The following is a 16,081-nucleotide window of genomic DNA, read 5'->3' as shown; positions in this document are numbered from 1 at the left end:
AGCCGAATGTAGCGCCGCGCGCCCGGGCTGTCATGTCCGTATCGCGATACGGTCCTGACAGCCCGGGCGGAGGGGGGCGGAGGGCGCTGATCAGCCCTTCAGGGCGGCCACCGCGTCGGCGACCGTGGCGGCGACCGGGGTGGTCGGGCGGCCGATGAGGCGCGCCAGGTCGCCGGGGGTGGCGGCCAGCAGGCCGCGGCCGATGGCGCGGTCCACGTCGACGAGGATCGCCGCCAGCTCCTCGGGCAGGCCCGCGCCGGTGAAGATCGCCAGGTGCGCCTCGGCCGGGATCTCCCGGTAGGCGATCTCGCGCCCGGTGGCCTCGGAGACCAGGGCGGCGTACTCCGGCAGCGACCAGGCGGTGTCGCCGCTCAGCTCGTACGCGGTGTTCAGGTGGCCCTCGCCGGTCAGCACGGCGGCAGCGGCGGCGGCGTAGTCGGCGCGCGGGGCGGAGGCGATCCGGCCCTCGCGCGGGGCGCTGCCGGTGACGGCGCCGTGCTCCAGCGCGGTGGCCAGCTGCTCCGTGTAGACCTCGGAGTACCAGCCGTTGCGCAGCAGCGTGTACGGCAGGCCCGACTCCAGGATCAGCTTCTCGGTGACCTGGTGCTCGCGGGCCAGCTCGAAGTCGGCCTCGGGACCGCCGAGCACGCTGGTGTACGCGAACTGGGCGACGCCTGCGCGGGTCGCGGCCTCGACGACGGCGGTGTGCTGCGGGACGCGGCGGCCGATCTCGCTGCCGGAGACGAGCAGCACCCGGTCCCCGGCGCCGAAGGCGGCCTCCAGCGTCTCGGGGCGGTCGTAGTCGGCGAGGCGGACCTCGACGCCGAGCGCGGCCAGCGGGGCGGCCTTCCGCTCGTCGCGGGCGAGGGCCACGAGCCGGCCGGCCGGTACGCCGCCGCGCAGCAGCTCGTCGACGACGAGGCGGCCGAGCGATCCGGTGGCTCCGGTGACGACGATGCTCATGGGGGTGCTCCTCGGGGTGCGGGGTGTGGTGGGGCGGGAGCGTGGTGGGGTGCTCCCTGCTCACTCACCTTAGGGCGGGCGCTTTCGATTCGTAAGTACCCACTTTGGAGTAAGGTACTGGGGTGAGCGAAAGTGTCCGAGGAAAGCGAGGCGTGGCCGTGGCGCAGCCGGTGGGGCCCGACGTGAACAGCCCGATGTGTCCTTCGCGCTCGATCCTGGAGCACGTCACGAGCCGCTGGGGCGTGCTGGTGCTGGCCGCGCTCGCCGAGCGGACGTACCGCTTCAGCGAGCTGCGGCGGGCCGTCGGCGGGGTCAGCGAGAAGATGCTGGCGCAGACCCTCCAGACGCTGGAGCGGGACGGCCTCGTCCACCGCGACGCCCACCCGGTCATCCCGCCGCGCGTCGACTACTCCCTCACCCCGCTCGGCCAGGAGGCCGCCGGCCTCGTCCACTCCCTCGCCCGCTGGACCGAGGGGCGCGTACCGGAGGTGGAGGCGGCGCGGGTCGCCTACGACGTGCGCCGGGCGCAGGCGCCGTAGCGACCGCCCTGGACACGGCGACGGGCCGGGGCGCGCCCTGTGGCGTGCCCCGGCCCGTGGCAGGTGGTGGTGGCGGGTGTCAGCCCGCGACCGTCCAGGTGTCGTTGCCCGTGAGCAGGGCGGACAGGTCGCCCTGGCCCTGGCGCTCGACGGCCTCGTCCAGCTGGTCGGACATGAGGGTGTCGTAGACCGGGCGGTCGGCGCTGCGGAAGACGCCGATCGGTGTGTGGTGCAGCGTGTCCGGGTCCGCCAGCCGGGAGAGGGCGAAGGCGGTCGTCGGCGAGGCGTTGTGCGCGTCGTGGACGAGGATGTCGGCCTCGTTCTCCGGCGTGACGTCGACGACCTGGAGGTCGCCGGTGGCCGGGTCGCGGACGACGCCCTTGGCCTGGTCCACGCCGAAGCGGATCGGCTTGCCGTGCTCCAGGCGGATCACGGCCTCCTCCGCCTGCTGCTTGTCCTTGAGGACCTCGAAGGCGCCGTCGTTGAAGATGTTGCAGTTCTGGTAGATCTCCACCAGCGCCGTGCCCGGGTGGTCGGCGGCGGCCCGCAGCACCTCGGTGAGGTGCTTGCGGTCGGAGTCGACCGTGCGCGCGACGAAGGACGCCTCGGCGCCGATCGCCAGCGAGACCGGGTTGAACGGCGCGTCCAGCGAACCCATCGGTGAGGACTTGGTCAGCTTGCCGACCTCGGAGGTGGGCGAGTACTGGCCCTTGGTCAGTCCGTAGATCCGGTTGTTGAAGAGGAGGATCTTGAGGTTGACGTTGCGGCGCAGGGCGTGGATCAGGTGGTTGCCGCCGATGGAGAGCGCGTCGCCGTCACCGGTGACCACCCAGACCGACAGGTCGCGGCGCGAGGTGGCCAGACCCGTGGCGATGGCCGGGGCGCGGCCGTGGATGGAGTGCATCCCGTAGGTGTTCATGTAGTACGGGAAGCGCGAGGAGCAGCCGATGCCGGAGACGAAGACGATGTTCTCCTTCGCCAGCCCCAGCTCCGGCATGAAGCCCTGGACGGCGGCGAGGACCGCGTAGTCGCCGCAGCCCGGGCACCAGCGGACCTCCTGGTCGGACTTGAAGTCCTTCATGGACTGCTTGGCCTCGCTCTTGGGCACCAGCGACAGCGACTGGAAGGAGCGAGGGGCGTCCGCGGCTGTGGTGGCGTCAGCCATCGAGGGCCTCCTTGAGCGCGGTGGCGAGCTGCTCGGCCTTGAAGGGCAGGCCGGTCACCTGGGTGAAGGACTGGGCGTCGACGAGGTACTCGGCCCGGATCAGCGAGGCGAGCTGGCCGAGGTTCATCTCGGGGATGACGACCTTGTCGTACCGCTTGAGGATCTCGCCGAGGTTCTTCGGGAACGGGTTGAGGTGGCGCAGGTGGGCCTGGGCGACGTACTCGCCGTCGGTCCGCATCCGGCGCACGGCCGCGGTGATCGGGCCGTAGGTCGAGCCCCAGCCGAGGACCAGCAGGCGGGCGCCGCCGGACGGGTCGTCGACCTCGATGTCCGGGACCTCGATGCCGTCGATCTTGGCCTGCCGGGTGCGGACCATGAACTCGTGGTTGGCCGGGTCGTAGGAGATGTTGCCCGTGCCGTCCTGCTTCTCGATACCGCCGATGCGGTGCTCCAGGCCGGGCGTGCCGGGCACGGCCCACGGGCGGGCCAGCGTCTCGGGGTCGCGCTTGTACGGCCAGAAGACCTCGGTGCCGTCCTCCTGCGTGTGGTTCGGGCCCGTGGCGAACGGGGTGCGCAGGTCGGGCAGGGAGTCGGTCTCCGGGACGCGCCACGGCTCGGAGCCGTTGGCCAGGTACCCGTCGGAGAGCAGGAAGACCGGCGTCCGGTACTCCAGCGCGATCCGGGCCGCCTCGATCGCCGCGTCGAAGCAGTCGGCCGGGGTCTGCGGGGCGACGACCGGGACCGGCGCCTCGCCGTTGCGGCCGTACATCGCCTGGAGCAGGTCGGCCTGCTCGGTCTTGGTGGGCAGACCGGTGGAGGGGCCGCCGCGCTGGATGTCGACGATGAGCAGCGGCAGCTCCAGGGAGACCGCCAGGCCGATCGTCTCCGACTTCAGCGCCACACCCGGGCCGGAGGTGGTCGTCACCGCGAGCGACCCGCCGAAGGCGGCGCCGAGCGCGGCCCCGATGCCCGCGATCTCGTCCTCGGCCTGGAAGGTCCGCACGCCGAAGTTCTTGTGCTTCGACAGCTCGTGCAGGATGTCCGAGGCCGGCGTGATCGGGTACGAGCCGAGGTACAGCGGCAGCTCGGCCAGCCGACCGGCGGCGACCAGGCCGTAGGAGAGCGCCAGGTTCCCCGAGATGTTCCGGTAGGTGCCGGTGGGGAAGGCCGAGGCGGCCGGGGCGACCTCGTAGGAGACGGCGAAGTCCTCGGTGGTCTCGCCGAAGTTCCACCCCGCGCGGAAGGCGGCGATGTTGGCCGCCATGATGTCCGGTTTCTTGGCGAACTTCGACTTCAGGAACTTCTCGGTGCCCTCGGTCGGACGGTGGTACATCCACGAGAGCAGCCCGAGCGCGAACATGTTCTTCGAGCGCCCGGCGTCCTTGCGGGAGAGGTCGAACTCCTTGAGCGCCTCGACCGTCAGGGTGGTCAGCGGCACCGGGTGGACGCTGAAGCCGTCCAGCGAGCCGTCCTCCAGCGGGGACTGGGCGTACCCGACCTTCTGCATGGCGCGCTTGGTGAACTCGTCCGTGTTGACGATGATCTCCGCGCCGCGCGGCACGTCCGCGATGTTGGCCTTGAGCGCCGCCGGGTTCATCGCGACCAGGACGTTCGGGGCGTCGCCCGGGGTGAGGATGTCGTGGTCGGCGAAGTGCAGCTGGAACGAGGAGACGCCGGGCAGGGTGCCTGCGGGGGCGCGGATCTCGGCGGGGAAGTTCGGCAGGGTCGAGAGGTCGTTGCCGAACGAGGCCGTCTCCGAGGTGAAGCGGTCACCCGTCAGCTGCATGCCGTCGCCGGAGTCGCCCGCGAAGCGGATGATCACCCGGTCCAGCTTGCGGACCTCCTTGGCCTCGGCCTGCTGACCGCCTTCCGGCGACGGACCGGACGCGCCGTCCTGACCGGCACCCGGCAGCGGCGGCCGCTGTTCGGCGACAACGGCGCCGTCGGCCTGCTCGGCTGTGCTACTGACCTGGCTGGTCACGGAACTGGTCCTCCCGTCGGGGCAGTGTGGTTTCCCCGCCACGGGGCAGGGACAGCAAGGGAAGCGCCGGCCCGTCGGCTCTCCCGTGGACCACCCTACGTCGGTAAGGGTGGCCTTCCTCGGGTCGCTCGCATGATGGACGGGCAGGCGAGACGGCTTCCCGAGGCATTTTGTACGGCTATGTAAGCATCCGCGCTTCCGTTCACGCCTCCGCGCTCCGGCGCGCGACTGGTTCTTTCGTCCCGGGCCGAATCAGCCCAGAAGGCTAGGCCCTCCGGCTGTCCGGACGTCCCCCGGGCGCCCCCACCAGGCCGGTGGCGGCCCGGTGGCGGTCAGGAGTTCAGATAGGTGAGCACCGCCAGCACCCTCCGGTGGTCGCCGTCGCTCGGCGAGAGGCCGAGCTTCTGGAAGATGTTGCTCACATGCTTCTCGACGGCGCCGTCGCTCACCACCAGCCGGCGGGCGATGGCGGCGTTGGTCCGGCCCTCCGCCATCAGCTCCAGCACCTCCCGCTCGCGGGGGGTCAGGACCGCCAGCACGTCCTGCTTCCGGCTGCGGCCCAGCAGCTGTGCCACCACCTCCGGATCGAGAGCCGTGCCGCCCCGCGCCACCCGCGCCACCGCGTCGACGAACTCCCGGACCTCCGCCACGCGGTCCTTCAGCAGATAGCCGACGCCCCGCGTCTCCCCGGCGAGCAGCTCCACGGCGTACTGCTCCTCCACGTACTGCGACAGGACCAGGACCCCGACCTGCGGGTGGGTCTGCCGCAGCAGCACCGCCGCCCGGACACCCTCGTCCGTATGGGTGGGCGGCATCCGCACATCGGCGACGACCACGTCCGGCAGGCTCCCCTCCGCGCCCAGCTCGTCGATGGTCTTCAGCAGGGCCTGCGCGTCCCCCACCCCCGCGACGACCTCGTGCCCCCGGTCGGTGAGGAGCCGGGTCAGCCCCTCGCGCAGCAGGACCGAGTCCTCCGCGATCACCACCCGCACCTTGTCCTCCACCGCATCCGCTCCCTGCAGACCCACGTCCCGCGCCCCCGCTCGTCCCGGTCGACCCCGACCGCCGCGGCCTCGTGCCCCGGCGGCCCGTACAGCATCCCAGGGAACGCCGTCGCGCGTCGGCGGGCCGCCGGAACGGTGGACGGCCGGGGGATTGTGGACAACTTCCTCGCTCGCACGGGTGAAACCGGACCGGACCGCCACCCTCCGCGTGTGGGCGGCGAGAGGCGCGGGGAAGAGCGCCCCGAACGGACGATTACGCAGAGTGACATGACGGGTGGGGGTGGCTGTGGTGGACCGGAAGAGCTTGGCGGGTACGGCGGCGAAGTGGTGGGCGTGGGCGCGGCGGGCGAAGGAGAGGCCGGGGAGCGGGGTGCGCCCCCGACGGGACCGGTGGTCAGCTCTCCCGCCACGGGACCTCCGCCGTGACCGTCGTCCCGGTGCCGGGCCGGGAGTCGACCACCAGGACGCCGTCGACCGCGTCCAGCCGCCGCGCCAGGGAGGCCAGCCCCGTCCCGGCCGCCGGATCGGCGCCGCCCGTTCCGTCATCCGTGACCTGGAGCATCAGGCGGGGGCCGGAGCGCCAGGCGTCGACCCGGGCCGACCGCGCCCCGCTGTGGCTGCCGACGTTCTGAAGGAGTTCGGAGACGGCGAAGTAGGCGATGCCCTCCACCGCCGGAGCCGGGCGGTCCGCCAGATCCACCTGGACCCGCACCGGCACCGGGCACCGCGCCGCGAGGGCGGAGAGCGCCGGGCCCAGGCCCCGGTCGGTGAGGATGGCCGGGTGGATGCCCCGGGCCAGGCCCCGCAGCTCCTGGAGGACCGACTTCACCTCACCGTGCGCCGCCGCCACCAGGCGGGCCGCCGCCTCCGGGTCCTCCGTGAGCCTGGCCTTGGCCAGCCCCAGTTCGCTCTCCAGCCCTTCCAGCCGGGCCTGCGCCCCGTCGCGCAGCTCCCGCTCGATCCGCCGCAGGTCCTCCGCGGCGGTGTCGACCACCACACCCCGGTCCGACTCCAGCTCGGACACCCGGTTCTCCAGCCGCGAGGGCCCCAGCAGCCCCGTCACCAGCAGCCGGTCCACCGTGGTCAGCCCCCGGATCAGGTACGGCACGAGCAGCGTCAGCACCAGGCCGATCCCGGCGGCCAGAGCGATCTCCGGAGGCGAGTCGAGATAGATCTCCCGCTGCCCGTCCCCGTAGAGCTGGACACCGGGCACGTCCGCATACCGGGGGAAGACCCACTGCCACAGCGGGTACGTCAGCATCGCCCAGCCGTACGCCCAGACGGGCACGGCCAGGCAGAAGGTGAGCACCGCCCACGGGAAGTGCAGGAAGGCGTAGAGGAAGTGGCGCCAGGACTCCGCGCTCTTGATCACCGAGGTCATCCAGCCGAGCACCCCCGGCTTCCGGCCCCGGACCGGACGGGGCTCCGCCACCCGGGCCCCCAGCAGCGCCCGCGCCCGGGCCCGCTCCAGCACGCCGATGCCCCGGCAGCCGGCGAGACCCAGGGCCAGGACCGGCACGCCGATGAAGGTGACCAGGAGGCCGGCGCCGAGCGCCAGCGTCGTCACGGCGTAGACGAAGGTGAGGGTGGCGACGGGCAGGTTCAGCCAGATGTAGCCGAACGCGCGCCAGGTCCCGCCCGCGAACGGGCCGCCCAGGAAGGTCGGCGACCGCTGCCCACGCCCCGGCCGGGAGAGCGCCGAACTCTCCCCGGTCCCGTCCGCGTGCCCGTACTCCGTGGCCATCGGTCCGCCCTCTCCCGCGCTCGCTCCCGGCCGTCCGGTCGTCCGGCCGCACCGCCTTCCCCGGGCGACACCACCAGCTTGGTCAGGTTCCGCGCCCGGAGCCATGGAGCATGTGGGGGTCTTCGTACGGGGGTTTTCCCCACCTCCGCCCGTGACGAGGAGGAGGGGGGCCGCCCCGCGTCAGGGCTGCTCGGTGGCGGGCCTGGCGCGCCAGGGGAGCTCCGCGACGGCCACGGTCGGGCCGCCCTCGGGGGAGGTCAGGGTGAAGACGCCGTCCACCGCGTCGAGGCGTTCGGCGAGCCCGGCCAGGCCGGTGCCGCCGGCCGGCGCCGCGCCGCCGCGCCCGTCGTCCTCCACCCGCAGGAGGAGCCGGTCCCCGGTGCGCCACACCTCGACCGAGGCCGAGCGGGCCCCGCTGTGCTTGCTGATGTTCTGGAGGAGTTCGGAGACGGTGAAGTAGGCGATGCCCTCGATGGCCGCCGCCGGACGCTCCGGCAGGTCGACGGAGGTCCTCACCGGGACGGTGCACCGCCCGCCGAGCGAGCGGAGCGCGGCGCCCAGCCCCCGGTCGGTCAGGACCGCCGGGTGGATGCCGCGTGCCAGGTCCCGCAACTCCTGGAGGGCCAGCTTCACCTCGCCGTGCGCCTCGTCGACCATCGCGGCCACCGTCGCGTCGGCCGTCCCCTCGGCCAGCTTCTCCTTGGCCAGGCCCAGCCCCATCGCGAGATTGACCAGCCGCGCCTGGGCCCCGTCGTGCAGATCCCGCTCGATCCTGCGCAGGTCCGCCGCGGCCGTGTCGACCACCACACCCCGGTCCGACTCCAGTTCGGCGATCCGCCGCTCCAACTCGTCCGAGGGGGAGAGCAGTCCGCGCACCATCGCCCGGTCGGCGTCGGCCAGCAGCCGGACGACGTACGGCAGCACCGGCCACAGCACGAGCAGCCCGACCAGCGTCAGCGAGAAGGTGAGGACCCCCCATGGCAGCCGCATCAGCGAGAAGAGCATCGCCCGCCAGCCGACCGGGTCCCGCAGCGCCTGCCACACCCCGCCCAGCCCGCCGCCCTTCCCCCGGGGCAGCCGGCTGGGCTCGTCCACCCGCACCCCCAGCAGCCGCCGGGCGCGCCCCCGCTCGAACCGGCCCAGCAGCCGCGCCCCGCCGAGCGCCAGCGCCAGCAGCGGCAGACCGATCACGGTGACGGCCAGACCGCCGCCGAGGGCGAGCAGGGTCACCGCGTAGACGAAACCGACGATCGTGCACGGCAGGTTGGCGAGGAGGTAGGCGACCTCCCGCCAGGTCCTGCCGTCCAGGGCGAGGTTCGGGCGGGAAGGCGTCGGCTCGCCGGACGTGCCGGGGGCGCTCTCGCTGGTCGGTGTGCTCATGCTGTCAGGGTCTCCCGGGGCCGGGGCGCCCCGCCATGAGGTGCGCCGGTCGCCGTGCCGGGGGTTAACCCCACCCCTCCTTCGGCCCGTGGGCGTCCTCGGCCCGCCCGGGACACGGACGGGCTGCTTACCGCATCTTTAGCAGGCCCTAGACTCCCGTGCGTACAGATCGTCGGACGCACAGCGTCAGGGAACACGGGCGCGGGAGAGAGGTCGTCGCATGACGGTGCTCGCCGGGGAGTACTTCCGGTCGTACGCGGTCGTCGGCCTGCTCGCCGTCGTGGGCGTGCTGTTCGTGGCCGTCGCCTTCGGCGCGGGCCGCCTGCTGCGGCCGGTGGTCCCCACGCCGGAGAAGCTGCTCACCTACGAGTGCGGCGTCGACCCCGTCGGCGAGGGCTGGGCCCACACCCAGGTCCGCTACTACGTCTACGCGTTCCTGTACGTGATCTTCGCCGTCGACTCGATCTTCCTCTTCCCCTGGGCGACGGTCTTCGCCGAGACCGGGTACGGGGCGACGACGCTCGTGGAGATGTTCATCTTCCTGGGCTTCCTGACCATCGGCCTGCTGTACGCATGGAAGAAGGGCGTCCTCACATGGACGTGACACCCCCCGCAACCGGCCAGGGCGACGCCCCCGCGTCGACCCCCGTGGCCCTCCCCGCACCCCAGCGGCTCGGCGGCCTCGCCCGCCTGGCCCCCGCCCCGATGAAGGTGGTCCTCAACTGGGGCCGCCGCTACAGCCTCTGGGTCTTCAACTTCGGACTGGCCTGCTGCGCCATCGAGTTCATCGCCGCCTCGATGGCCCGCCACGACTTCATGCGGCTGGGCGTCATCCCCTTCGCGCCCGGGCCGCGCCAGGCCGACCTGATGGTCGTCTCCGGCACCGTCACCGACAAGATGGCCCCCGCCGTCAAGCGCCTCTACGAGCAGATGCCCGAACCGAAGTACGTCATCTCCTTCGGCGCCTGCTCCAACTGCGGCGGCCCCTACTGGGACTCGTACTCCGTCACCAAGGGGGTCGACCAGATCATCCCCGTCGACGTGTACGTGCCCGGCTGCCCGCCCCGGCCCGAGGCGCTGCTCCAGGGCATCATCAAGCTCCAGGAGAAGATCGCCCGCGAATCGCTCGGCGAACGGTACGGACGCCGCGCCGAACGCCCCTCCACGGCCGCCCTCACCAGCGGCCTGGTCACCCCGCCGCCCGCACCGGGCACGGTGGGCGACACCCCGGGGGAGGCCCGGTGACCGGCTGGCTCCCGCACCCCGCCGACACCCTCTTCGGCCCCGACGCACGCGCCGAGGAGTCGTACGACGTCCTGACGGTGGACGTGCCCGCCGCGAGCTGGACCAGCGCGCTCAACGCCGCCCGTTCCGCACTCGGCTGCACCTTCTTCGACTGGCTCAGCGCGGTCGACGAGCCCGGCACCGGCTTCCTGGTCTCCGCCCACCTGGTCGCCCTGGCGCCGGTGCGCCGGCTGCTGCTGCGCACCACCGTGCCGCACGAGGCGCCGGTCCTGGAGAGCGCCGTCGAGGTGTTCGCGGGCGCCGCCTGGCACGAGCGGGAGACGCACGAGATGTTCGGCGTCTCCTTCACCGGGCACCCCGCGCTGGACCCGCTCCTGCTGCCCGAGAACTTCGAAGGCCATCCCCTGCGCAAGGACTTCGTCCTCGCCGCCCGCGTCGCCAAGGCGTGGCCCGGCGCCAAGGAACCCGGCGAGGGCCCCGACCACGGCGGCCCCAAGCGCCGCCAGATGCTCCCGCCCGGCGTCCCCGACCCCAACGAGTGGGGTCCCCTCAAGGGCACCCTCCCCGCCGCCCCGGCCCGCCCCGCCCGCCGCACCGCTTCCGCCGACGGTACAAGGCCGCCCCGCCGGACGCGCACCGCGACCGAGGGTTCCGCGTCGCAGGGCCCGGCCGCGCAGGCCGGCCCGGACACCCCGGCAGCCGGCGCGACCCCGACGGGCGCGGGAACTCCGACAGGCGCGGGCACCCCGGAGGCACCCGGCACCCCGGAGGCCCCCACCCGCCCCCGCAGGAACCGCTCGGCCTCCCAGGGCTCGGCCTCCCAGCAGGCGGACGCGCCCCAGCAGGCGGGCCCGTCCCAGGAAGCGACCGGGGCCGCCCCGGCCACGCCCGCCGAGGCTCCGGGCACCCCTCAGGCGCCCGCGTCCCCGGCACCCGGCCGTCCGCGCCGCAACCGCTCGGCCTCGCAGGGCAGTGCCTCCCAGCAGCCGCCCACGGCCCCGGAGCCGGCGGACACCGGCGCCGCCGAGCCGTCCGGGCCCACGGCACCCGAGGCTCCGGCCGCCCCGGCAGCCGGCTCCCCGGACCGTCCCGCGCCCGCCCGGCCCCGCCGTGACCGCTCGGCCGCCGACGGCTCCGCCTCGCAGCAGCGACCCCCCGCCCCGGGCAGCCGCCCCGCCCGCGCGGGCAGCTCCGACGCCCCCTGGCACCACGCCAAGCCGGCCCACGAGGAGACGCGCGAGGAAACGCCGGGCCCGGAGGGCGAGGCTCCCGAACCCGAGAACCCCGCGCGTCCGGCCCGGAGCCCCGAAGAGGGCACCCCGGACGACGACACCCCCACCGGAGGCGACCCCGCATGAACGACGTACTCGACGTCGCGCTGCGTCTGCTCGTCCTCCTCGTCGCCTTCCTGGTGCTGCCGCTCGTCGTCGGGCAGGCCGAGCACAAGACGATGGCGCACATGCAGGGGCGGCTCGGGCCCATGTACGCGGGCGGGTTCCACGGCTGGGCGCAGCTCATGGCCGACGGGGTCAAGTTCGTGCAGAAGGAGGACATCGTCCCGGCCGAGGCCGACCGGCGGGTCTTCCAGCTGGCCCCGGCCGTGGCGCTCCTGCCGTACCTGCTGGTCCTCGCCGTGCTGCCGGTCGGCCCGGGGGAGTCCGGCTCCGGGGTCCATGTCGACGCGGGGGTCTTCTTCGTCCTCGCCGTGATGGGCGTCGGGGTGCTCGGTTCGCTCATGGGCGGCTGGGCCTCGGCCAACAAGTACTCGCTCCTCGGTGGTCTGCGCACCGCCGCCCAGCTCCTCGCGTACGAACTGCCGATGCTGCTCGCGGCGGCCTCCGTCGCCATGGCGGCCGGGACCGTGTCGCTGAGCGGGATTCTCGACGGCTTCCAGTGGTGGTGGCTGCCGTGGCAGATCGTCGGCGCGGTCGTCTTCTTCGTGGCGGGCCTCGCCGAGCTGCAGCGCCCGCCGTTCGACATGCCGGTGGCCGACTCGGAGATCATCTTCGGCGCGTACACCGAGTACACCGGTCTGCGGTTCGCCTTCTTCCTGCTCGCCGAGTACGCGGGCATCGTGATCCTCTGCGGCCTCACCACCGTGCTCTTCCTCGGCGGCTGGCACGGGCCCTGGGGCGGTGACGGGCTCGGCTGGGTGTGGACCCTGCTGAAGACCGCCGTCCTGGCCTTCGTGGTGATCTGGCTGCGGGTCAGCTTCCCCCGGATGCGGGAGGACCAGCTCCAGGAGCTCGCCTGGACCATCCTCGTCCCGCTCGCCCTCGCGCAGATCGCGCTCACCGGCATCGTGAAGGTGGCGATCCAGTAAATGACCGCGTCCCCGCAGCCCTCCGGCCGCAGCTTCCCCGGCTCCGGCCTCGCCAAGGGCCTCGCCGTCACCCTGCGGACGATGACGAAGAAGACCGTCACCGCCCAGTACCCCGAGACGCAGCCCGACCTGCCGCCACGCACCCGCGGCGTCATCGGCCTGTTCGAGGAGAACTGCACGGTCTGCATGCTCTGCGCCCGCGAATGCCCCGACTGGTGCATCTACATCGACTCCCACAAGGAGACGGTGCCGCCCGCCGCCCCCGGCGGACGCGAGCGCAGCCGCAACGTCCTGGACCGCTTCGCCATCGACTTCTCCCTCTGCATGTACTGCGGTATCTGCATCGAGGTCTGCCCCTTCGACGCGCTGTTCTGGTCCCCGGAGTTCGAGTACGCCGAGACCGACATCCGCGACCTCACCCACGAGCGCGACAAGCTCCGCGACTGGATGTGGACCGTGCCGGCCCCGCCCGCCCTGGTCCCCGCCGCCGAGGAGCCCAAGGAGTACGCGGCCGCCCGCAAGTCCGCCGACCGCACCGCCGCCCAGCAGGCCGCCGAAGCCGCCACGGCGGCCCGGCCCGAGCCCACCCGGCCCGAACCCGCGCGGCCTGAACCCACCCAGCCCAAGCCCGACCGGCCCGAGGACGGCGACGCCCGATGACCGCCCTGACCACGGCAGCCCTCGCCACCGCCGCCCGGAGTGCCGACGCCGTCCAGCACCGGGGGTTCCTCTCGCCGACCGGCGTCGAGATCGTCTTCCTCCTCGTCGGCCTGGTCACCGTGGGCGCGGCCGTCCTCACCGTGACCACCCGGCAACTGGTCCACGCCGCCCTCTGGCTGGTCGTCGCCCTCGGCGGCATCGCCGTCGAGTACCTGCTGCTGACCGCGGAGTTCATCGCCTGGGTCCAGGTCCTCATCTACGTCGGTTCCGTCGTCGTCCTCCTCCTCTTCGGACTGATGCTGACCCGCGCGCCCATCGGCCGCTCCCCGGACACCGACTCCGGCAACCGGCCCGTCGCCCTCGCCGTCGCCCTGGCCACCGCCGCCACCCTGGTCTGGGTGGTCGTCGACGCCTTCCGCACCACCTGGATCGACCTCGACCAGGCCGTGCAGGGCTCCACCGAGGTCACCGGCGCCGCCCTCTTCAGCTCCTGGGTCCTGCCCTTCGAGGCGCTCTCGGTCCTCCTCCTCGCCGCCCTGGTGGGCGCGATCGTCCTCTCCCGCCGCACGGGCGACGAGGACCCCGGCGCCCCCGCCTCCGGCGCCCCGGCCTCCGGCGACGGAGCAACCCCCGGCCCCGAGGGGACCCGCTGATGCATCTCGCCTACCCGGCCGTCCTGTCGGCCCTCCTCTTCGCCATCGGCGTCTACGGCCTCCTCGCCCGGCGCAACGCGATCCTCGTCCTGATGTCCGTCGAGCTGATGCTCAACGCCGTCAACCTCAACCTCGTCGCCTTCGACGTCTGGCTGAGCACCACCCTGCGCGACACCCTGCACGGCGGGCAGGCGCTCACCCTCTTCACCATCGCGCTGGCCGCCGCCGAGATCGGCATCGGCCTCGCCATCGTCCTCCTCGTCTACCGCAACCGCGGTTCCTCCGACGTCGACCGGCTCCGCGACACCGCCGAGACGGAGGCCGACGACGACGCCGAGGCCAGAGCGGCCGAAGCCGCCCTCGCCGCCGACGAGGCACGCGTCGCCACCCCGTACGACAGCCCGGCCGAGAAGGCGGAGGCCGCCCGGTGACCACCACGACCCTCGCCGTCCTCGTGCCGGTCCTGCCGCTGCTCGGAGCCCTCGCGGGACTCGCCCTCGGCCGCGTCGCCCCCGGCTTCGTCCGCCCGCTGGCCGTCCTGCCGCCGCTGGCCGCCACGGTCCTGGCCGCCCTGGTCGCCGCCCGCCAGCACGGCGGACCCGCGATCGACGCCGCCACCGAGCTGACCCCGACCGGCTCCGTCCCCGTCGAGCTCGCCCTGCACCTGGACGGCTTCGCCGTGGTCGTGGCCGTGCTGGTCGCCGCCGTCGCCACCTGCGTGCAGCTCTACTCCACCGGCTACCTGCGCGAGGACCCGCGCTACCCCTCGTACGCCGCGCTCGTCTCCCTCTTCACCTCCGCGATGCTGCTGGTCGTCTACTCCGGCGACCTGATCGTGCTGCTGGTCGGCTGGGAAGTCATGGGCATCTGCTCGTACTTCCTCGTCGGCCACTACTGGGAGACCCCCGAGGCCCGGTCCGCCTCGCTCAAGGCCTTCCTCGTCACCAAGCTCGGCGACGTCCCCTTCCTGATCGGGCTCTTCGCGCTCGCCGCCGACACCGGGTCCTTCCGGATCACCCGCATCCTCGACGCGGTCGGCAACGGCGGCCTCGACCACCCGACCCTCATCGCCCTGCTGCTCCTCGCCGGAGTCGCCGGCAAGTCGGCCCAGTTCCCCCTCCACATCTGGCTGCCCGACGCGATGGCCGGCCCCACGCCCGTCTCCGCGCTGATCCACGCCGCGACGATGGTCGCCGCCGGCGTCTACTTCGTCGCCCGTCTCCTCCCGGTCTTCGCGGCCTCCGCCGCCGCCCTCGTGGTCCTCGCGGTGATGGCCGCCGTCACCATGGCCGGATCGGCGCTCGCGGCCCTGGCCCAGGACGACATCAAACGCGTCCTCGCCTACTCGACCATCGGCCAGCTCGGCTACATGACGGCCGCCCTCGCTGTCGCCGACCGGTCCGCGGCCGTCTTCCACCTCCTCACCCACGGCGCCTTCAAGGCGCTCCTCTTCCTCGCCGCCGGCGCCCTCATCCACGCCGCCGGGACCAACTCGCTGACCGCCATGGCCCGCACCGGCGCCCTGCGGACCCGGGCCGCCGACGCGTACTGGACGATGACCGTCGCCCTGCTCGCCCTCGCCGCCCTGCCTCCCTTCAGCGGCTTCTTCTCCAAGGAAGCCGTCCTCGGCGCCGCCGAACGCGCCGCCACCGGCCACACCGAGGCCGCCCCGGCCGTCGCCGGCTGGATCGTCCTCACCGCCGGGCTCGCGACCGCCCTCCTCACCGCCGCCTACGCCACCCGGCTCTGGCTCCGTGCCTTCCACGGCCAGGGCGCCGAGCGCCCCGTCCACGGCCCGCAGCCGCTCGTCATAAACGTCATCCTCTGGGTCCTCGCCGCTCCCTCCCTCGCCCTCGGCCTCGCCTACGGCGTCCTCGGCGACTGGTTCGGCGGCGCCTCCCTCGCCCCCACCCTCACCACCTCGGTCCTCGCCACCGGGCTCGCCCTCGTCGGCGGCCTGGTCACCTACGGCACCTGGCGCCACACCACCGCCCTGGCCGCCGCCCGGCCGCGCGGACCGCTGGAGCCGCAGCCCGAGTCCGAGGCCGAGATGGCGACCGAGGCGCTCACCGGCCACGCCCCCGACGACGGCGACCTCGCCGAACGCCCCGACCCGGCCGACCCGGGCCGCCTCCTGCTCGGCCCGCTCCACCGGCACGCCGCCGCCGGCTTCCATCTCGACGCCGCCGCCCGGACCCTCTTCGTCCGCCCGACCCTGGCCGCCGCCCGGCTCGCCGCCTTCCTCGACCGCGAGGTCGTCGAGACGTACGTCCGCGCGGGCGCAGCCGTGCCCAGGCTGCTCGGTGCCGCCGTCCGCAAGAGCCAGACCGGCAACGCGCAGACCTACCTCACCGTGCTCCTCGCCGGTGCTCTCGTCCTGGCGGTCGCCGCCGTCCTCGTCACCGCCGCCGGAGCGTGAGAGCC

15 protein-coding genes are annotated in these 16,081 nt (G+C 73.6%); 9 read left to right on the top strand and 6 right to left on the bottom strand.

Going from position 1 to position 16,081, the window contains the following annotated elements; genetic code table 11:
• Nucleotides 1–90: 90 nt before the first annotated feature.
• Nucleotides 91–963 carry an SDR family oxidoreductase gene (locus IF45_RS0118715; protein ID WP_030308473.1) on the bottom strand — a complete coding sequence of 291 codons (873 nt, stop codon included), beginning with the start codon at nucleotides 961–963 and terminating at the stop codon, nucleotides 91–93.
• Nucleotides 964–1,115: 152 nt separating this feature from the next.
• Between IF45_RS0118715 and IF45_RS0118710 the strand changes: the two genes are divergently transcribed.
• Nucleotides 1,116–1,502: a winged helix-turn-helix transcriptional regulator gene (locus IF45_RS0118710; protein ID WP_030308471.1), complete on the top strand. Its 387-nt coding sequence runs from the start codon at nucleotides 1,116–1,118 to the stop codon at nucleotides 1,500–1,502.
• Nucleotides 1,503–1,581: 79 nt separating this feature from the next.
• On the opposite strand, the gene IF45_RS0118705 is transcribed toward IF45_RS0118710, so the two are convergent.
• The 5 genes from IF45_RS0118705 to IF45_RS0118685 all read right to left on the bottom strand — a co-directional run bounded on the left by IF45_RS0118705 (nucleotide 1,582) and on the right by IF45_RS0118685 (nucleotide 8,776).
• Nucleotides 1,582–2,667, bottom strand: a complete 1,086-nt coding sequence (locus tag IF45_RS0118705) for a 2-oxoacid:ferredoxin oxidoreductase subunit beta (protein ID WP_003948695.1) — start codon at nucleotides 2,665–2,667, stop codon at nucleotides 1,582–1,584.
• Nucleotides 2,660–4,648, bottom strand: coding sequence for a 2-oxoacid:acceptor oxidoreductase subunit alpha (locus tag IF45_RS0118700; RefSeq protein ID WP_003948694.1), 1,989 nt, complete (start codon nucleotides 4,646–4,648; stop codon nucleotides 2,660–2,662). The genes IF45_RS0118705 and IF45_RS0118700 overlap by 8 nt, the downstream gene beginning before the upstream one ends.
• A 332-nt stretch (nucleotides 4,649–4,980) precedes the next feature.
• Nucleotides 4,981–5,640 carry a response regulator transcription factor gene (locus IF45_RS0118695; RefSeq protein WP_008408135.1) on the bottom strand — a complete coding sequence of 220 codons (660 nt, stop codon included), beginning with the start codon at nucleotides 5,638–5,640 and terminating at the stop codon, nucleotides 4,981–4,983.
• A 406-nt stretch (nucleotides 5,641–6,046) separates the two neighbouring features.
• A complete protein-coding gene (locus tag IF45_RS0118690) occupies nucleotides 6,047–7,396 on the bottom strand; it encodes a sensor histidine kinase (RefSeq protein ID WP_030308468.1) in 1,350 nt (449 codons plus the stop codon).
• 180 nt (nucleotides 7,397–7,576) lie between these two features.
• Nucleotides 7,577–8,776, bottom strand: a complete 1,200-nt coding sequence (locus IF45_RS0118685) for a sensor histidine kinase (protein WP_030308467.1) — start codon at nucleotides 8,774–8,776, stop codon at nucleotides 7,577–7,579.
• 220 nt (nucleotides 8,777–8,996) lie between these two features.
• Between IF45_RS0118685 and IF45_RS0118680 the strand changes: the two genes are divergently transcribed.
• Genes IF45_RS0118680 through IF45_RS0118645 form a run of 8 tightly spaced genes read left to right on the top strand, consistent with a single transcriptional unit; the run spans nucleotide 8,997 to nucleotide 16,076 of the window.
• Entirely contained in the window at nucleotides 8,997–9,380 is a 384-nt protein-coding gene (locus tag IF45_RS0118680) for an NADH-quinone oxidoreductase subunit A (RefSeq protein ID WP_003948689.1), read from the top strand.
• Nucleotides 9,371–10,021 (top strand): NADH-quinone oxidoreductase subunit B, encoded by a 651-nt coding sequence (locus IF45_RS0118675; RefSeq protein WP_008408130.1) that lies wholly within the window; start codon nucleotides 9,371–9,373, stop codon nucleotides 10,019–10,021. The genes IF45_RS0118680 and IF45_RS0118675 overlap by 10 nt, the downstream gene beginning before the upstream one ends.
• Entirely contained in the window at nucleotides 10,018–11,379 is a 1,362-nt protein-coding gene (locus tag IF45_RS0118670; protein ID WP_030308464.1) for an NADH-quinone oxidoreductase subunit C, read from the top strand. The genes IF45_RS0118675 and IF45_RS0118670 overlap by 4 nt, the downstream gene beginning before the upstream one ends.
• Nucleotides 11,376–12,344, top strand: a complete 969-nt coding sequence (locus IF45_RS0118665; RefSeq protein ID WP_030308462.1) for a complex I subunit 1/NuoH family protein — start codon at nucleotides 11,376–11,378, stop codon at nucleotides 12,342–12,344. The genes IF45_RS0118670 and IF45_RS0118665 overlap by 4 nt, the downstream gene beginning before the upstream one ends.
• Nucleotides 12,345–13,004 (top strand): NuoI/complex I 23 kDa subunit family protein, encoded by a 660-nt coding sequence (locus IF45_RS0118660; RefSeq protein ID WP_030308460.1) that lies wholly within the window; start codon nucleotides 12,345–12,347, stop codon nucleotides 13,002–13,004.
• Nucleotides 13,001–13,657, top strand: coding sequence for an NADH-quinone oxidoreductase subunit J family protein (locus IF45_RS0118655; RefSeq protein WP_008408126.1), 657 nt, complete (start codon nucleotides 13,001–13,003; stop codon nucleotides 13,655–13,657). The genes IF45_RS0118660 and IF45_RS0118655 overlap by 4 nt, the downstream gene beginning before the upstream one ends.
• Nucleotides 13,657–14,088, top strand: coding sequence for an NADH-quinone oxidoreductase subunit NuoK (gene nuoK / locus IF45_RS0118650; RefSeq protein WP_003948683.1), 432 nt, complete (start codon nucleotides 13,657–13,659; stop codon nucleotides 14,086–14,088). The genes IF45_RS0118655 and nuoK overlap by 1 nt, the downstream gene beginning before the upstream one ends.
• On the top strand, nucleotides 14,085–16,076 hold the full coding sequence (locus IF45_RS0118645) for an NADH-quinone oxidoreductase subunit 5 family protein (protein WP_030308458.1): 1,992 nt from the start codon (nucleotides 14,085–14,087) through the stop codon (nucleotides 16,074–16,076). The genes nuoK and IF45_RS0118645 overlap by 4 nt, the downstream gene beginning before the upstream one ends.
• The last annotated feature ends 5 nt before the right edge of the window (nucleotides 16,077–16,081 follow it).

Origin of the sequence: Streptomyces albidoflavus (assembly GCF_000719955.1) — a bacterium.
GTDB classification, from domain to species: Bacteria; Actinomycetota; Actinomycetes; order Streptomycetales; family Streptomycetaceae; genus Streptomyces; species Streptomyces albidoflavus.
The sequence above is the reverse complement of the archived record's forward strand: the minus strand, read 5'-3'. Positions and strand labels throughout refer to the sequence as shown.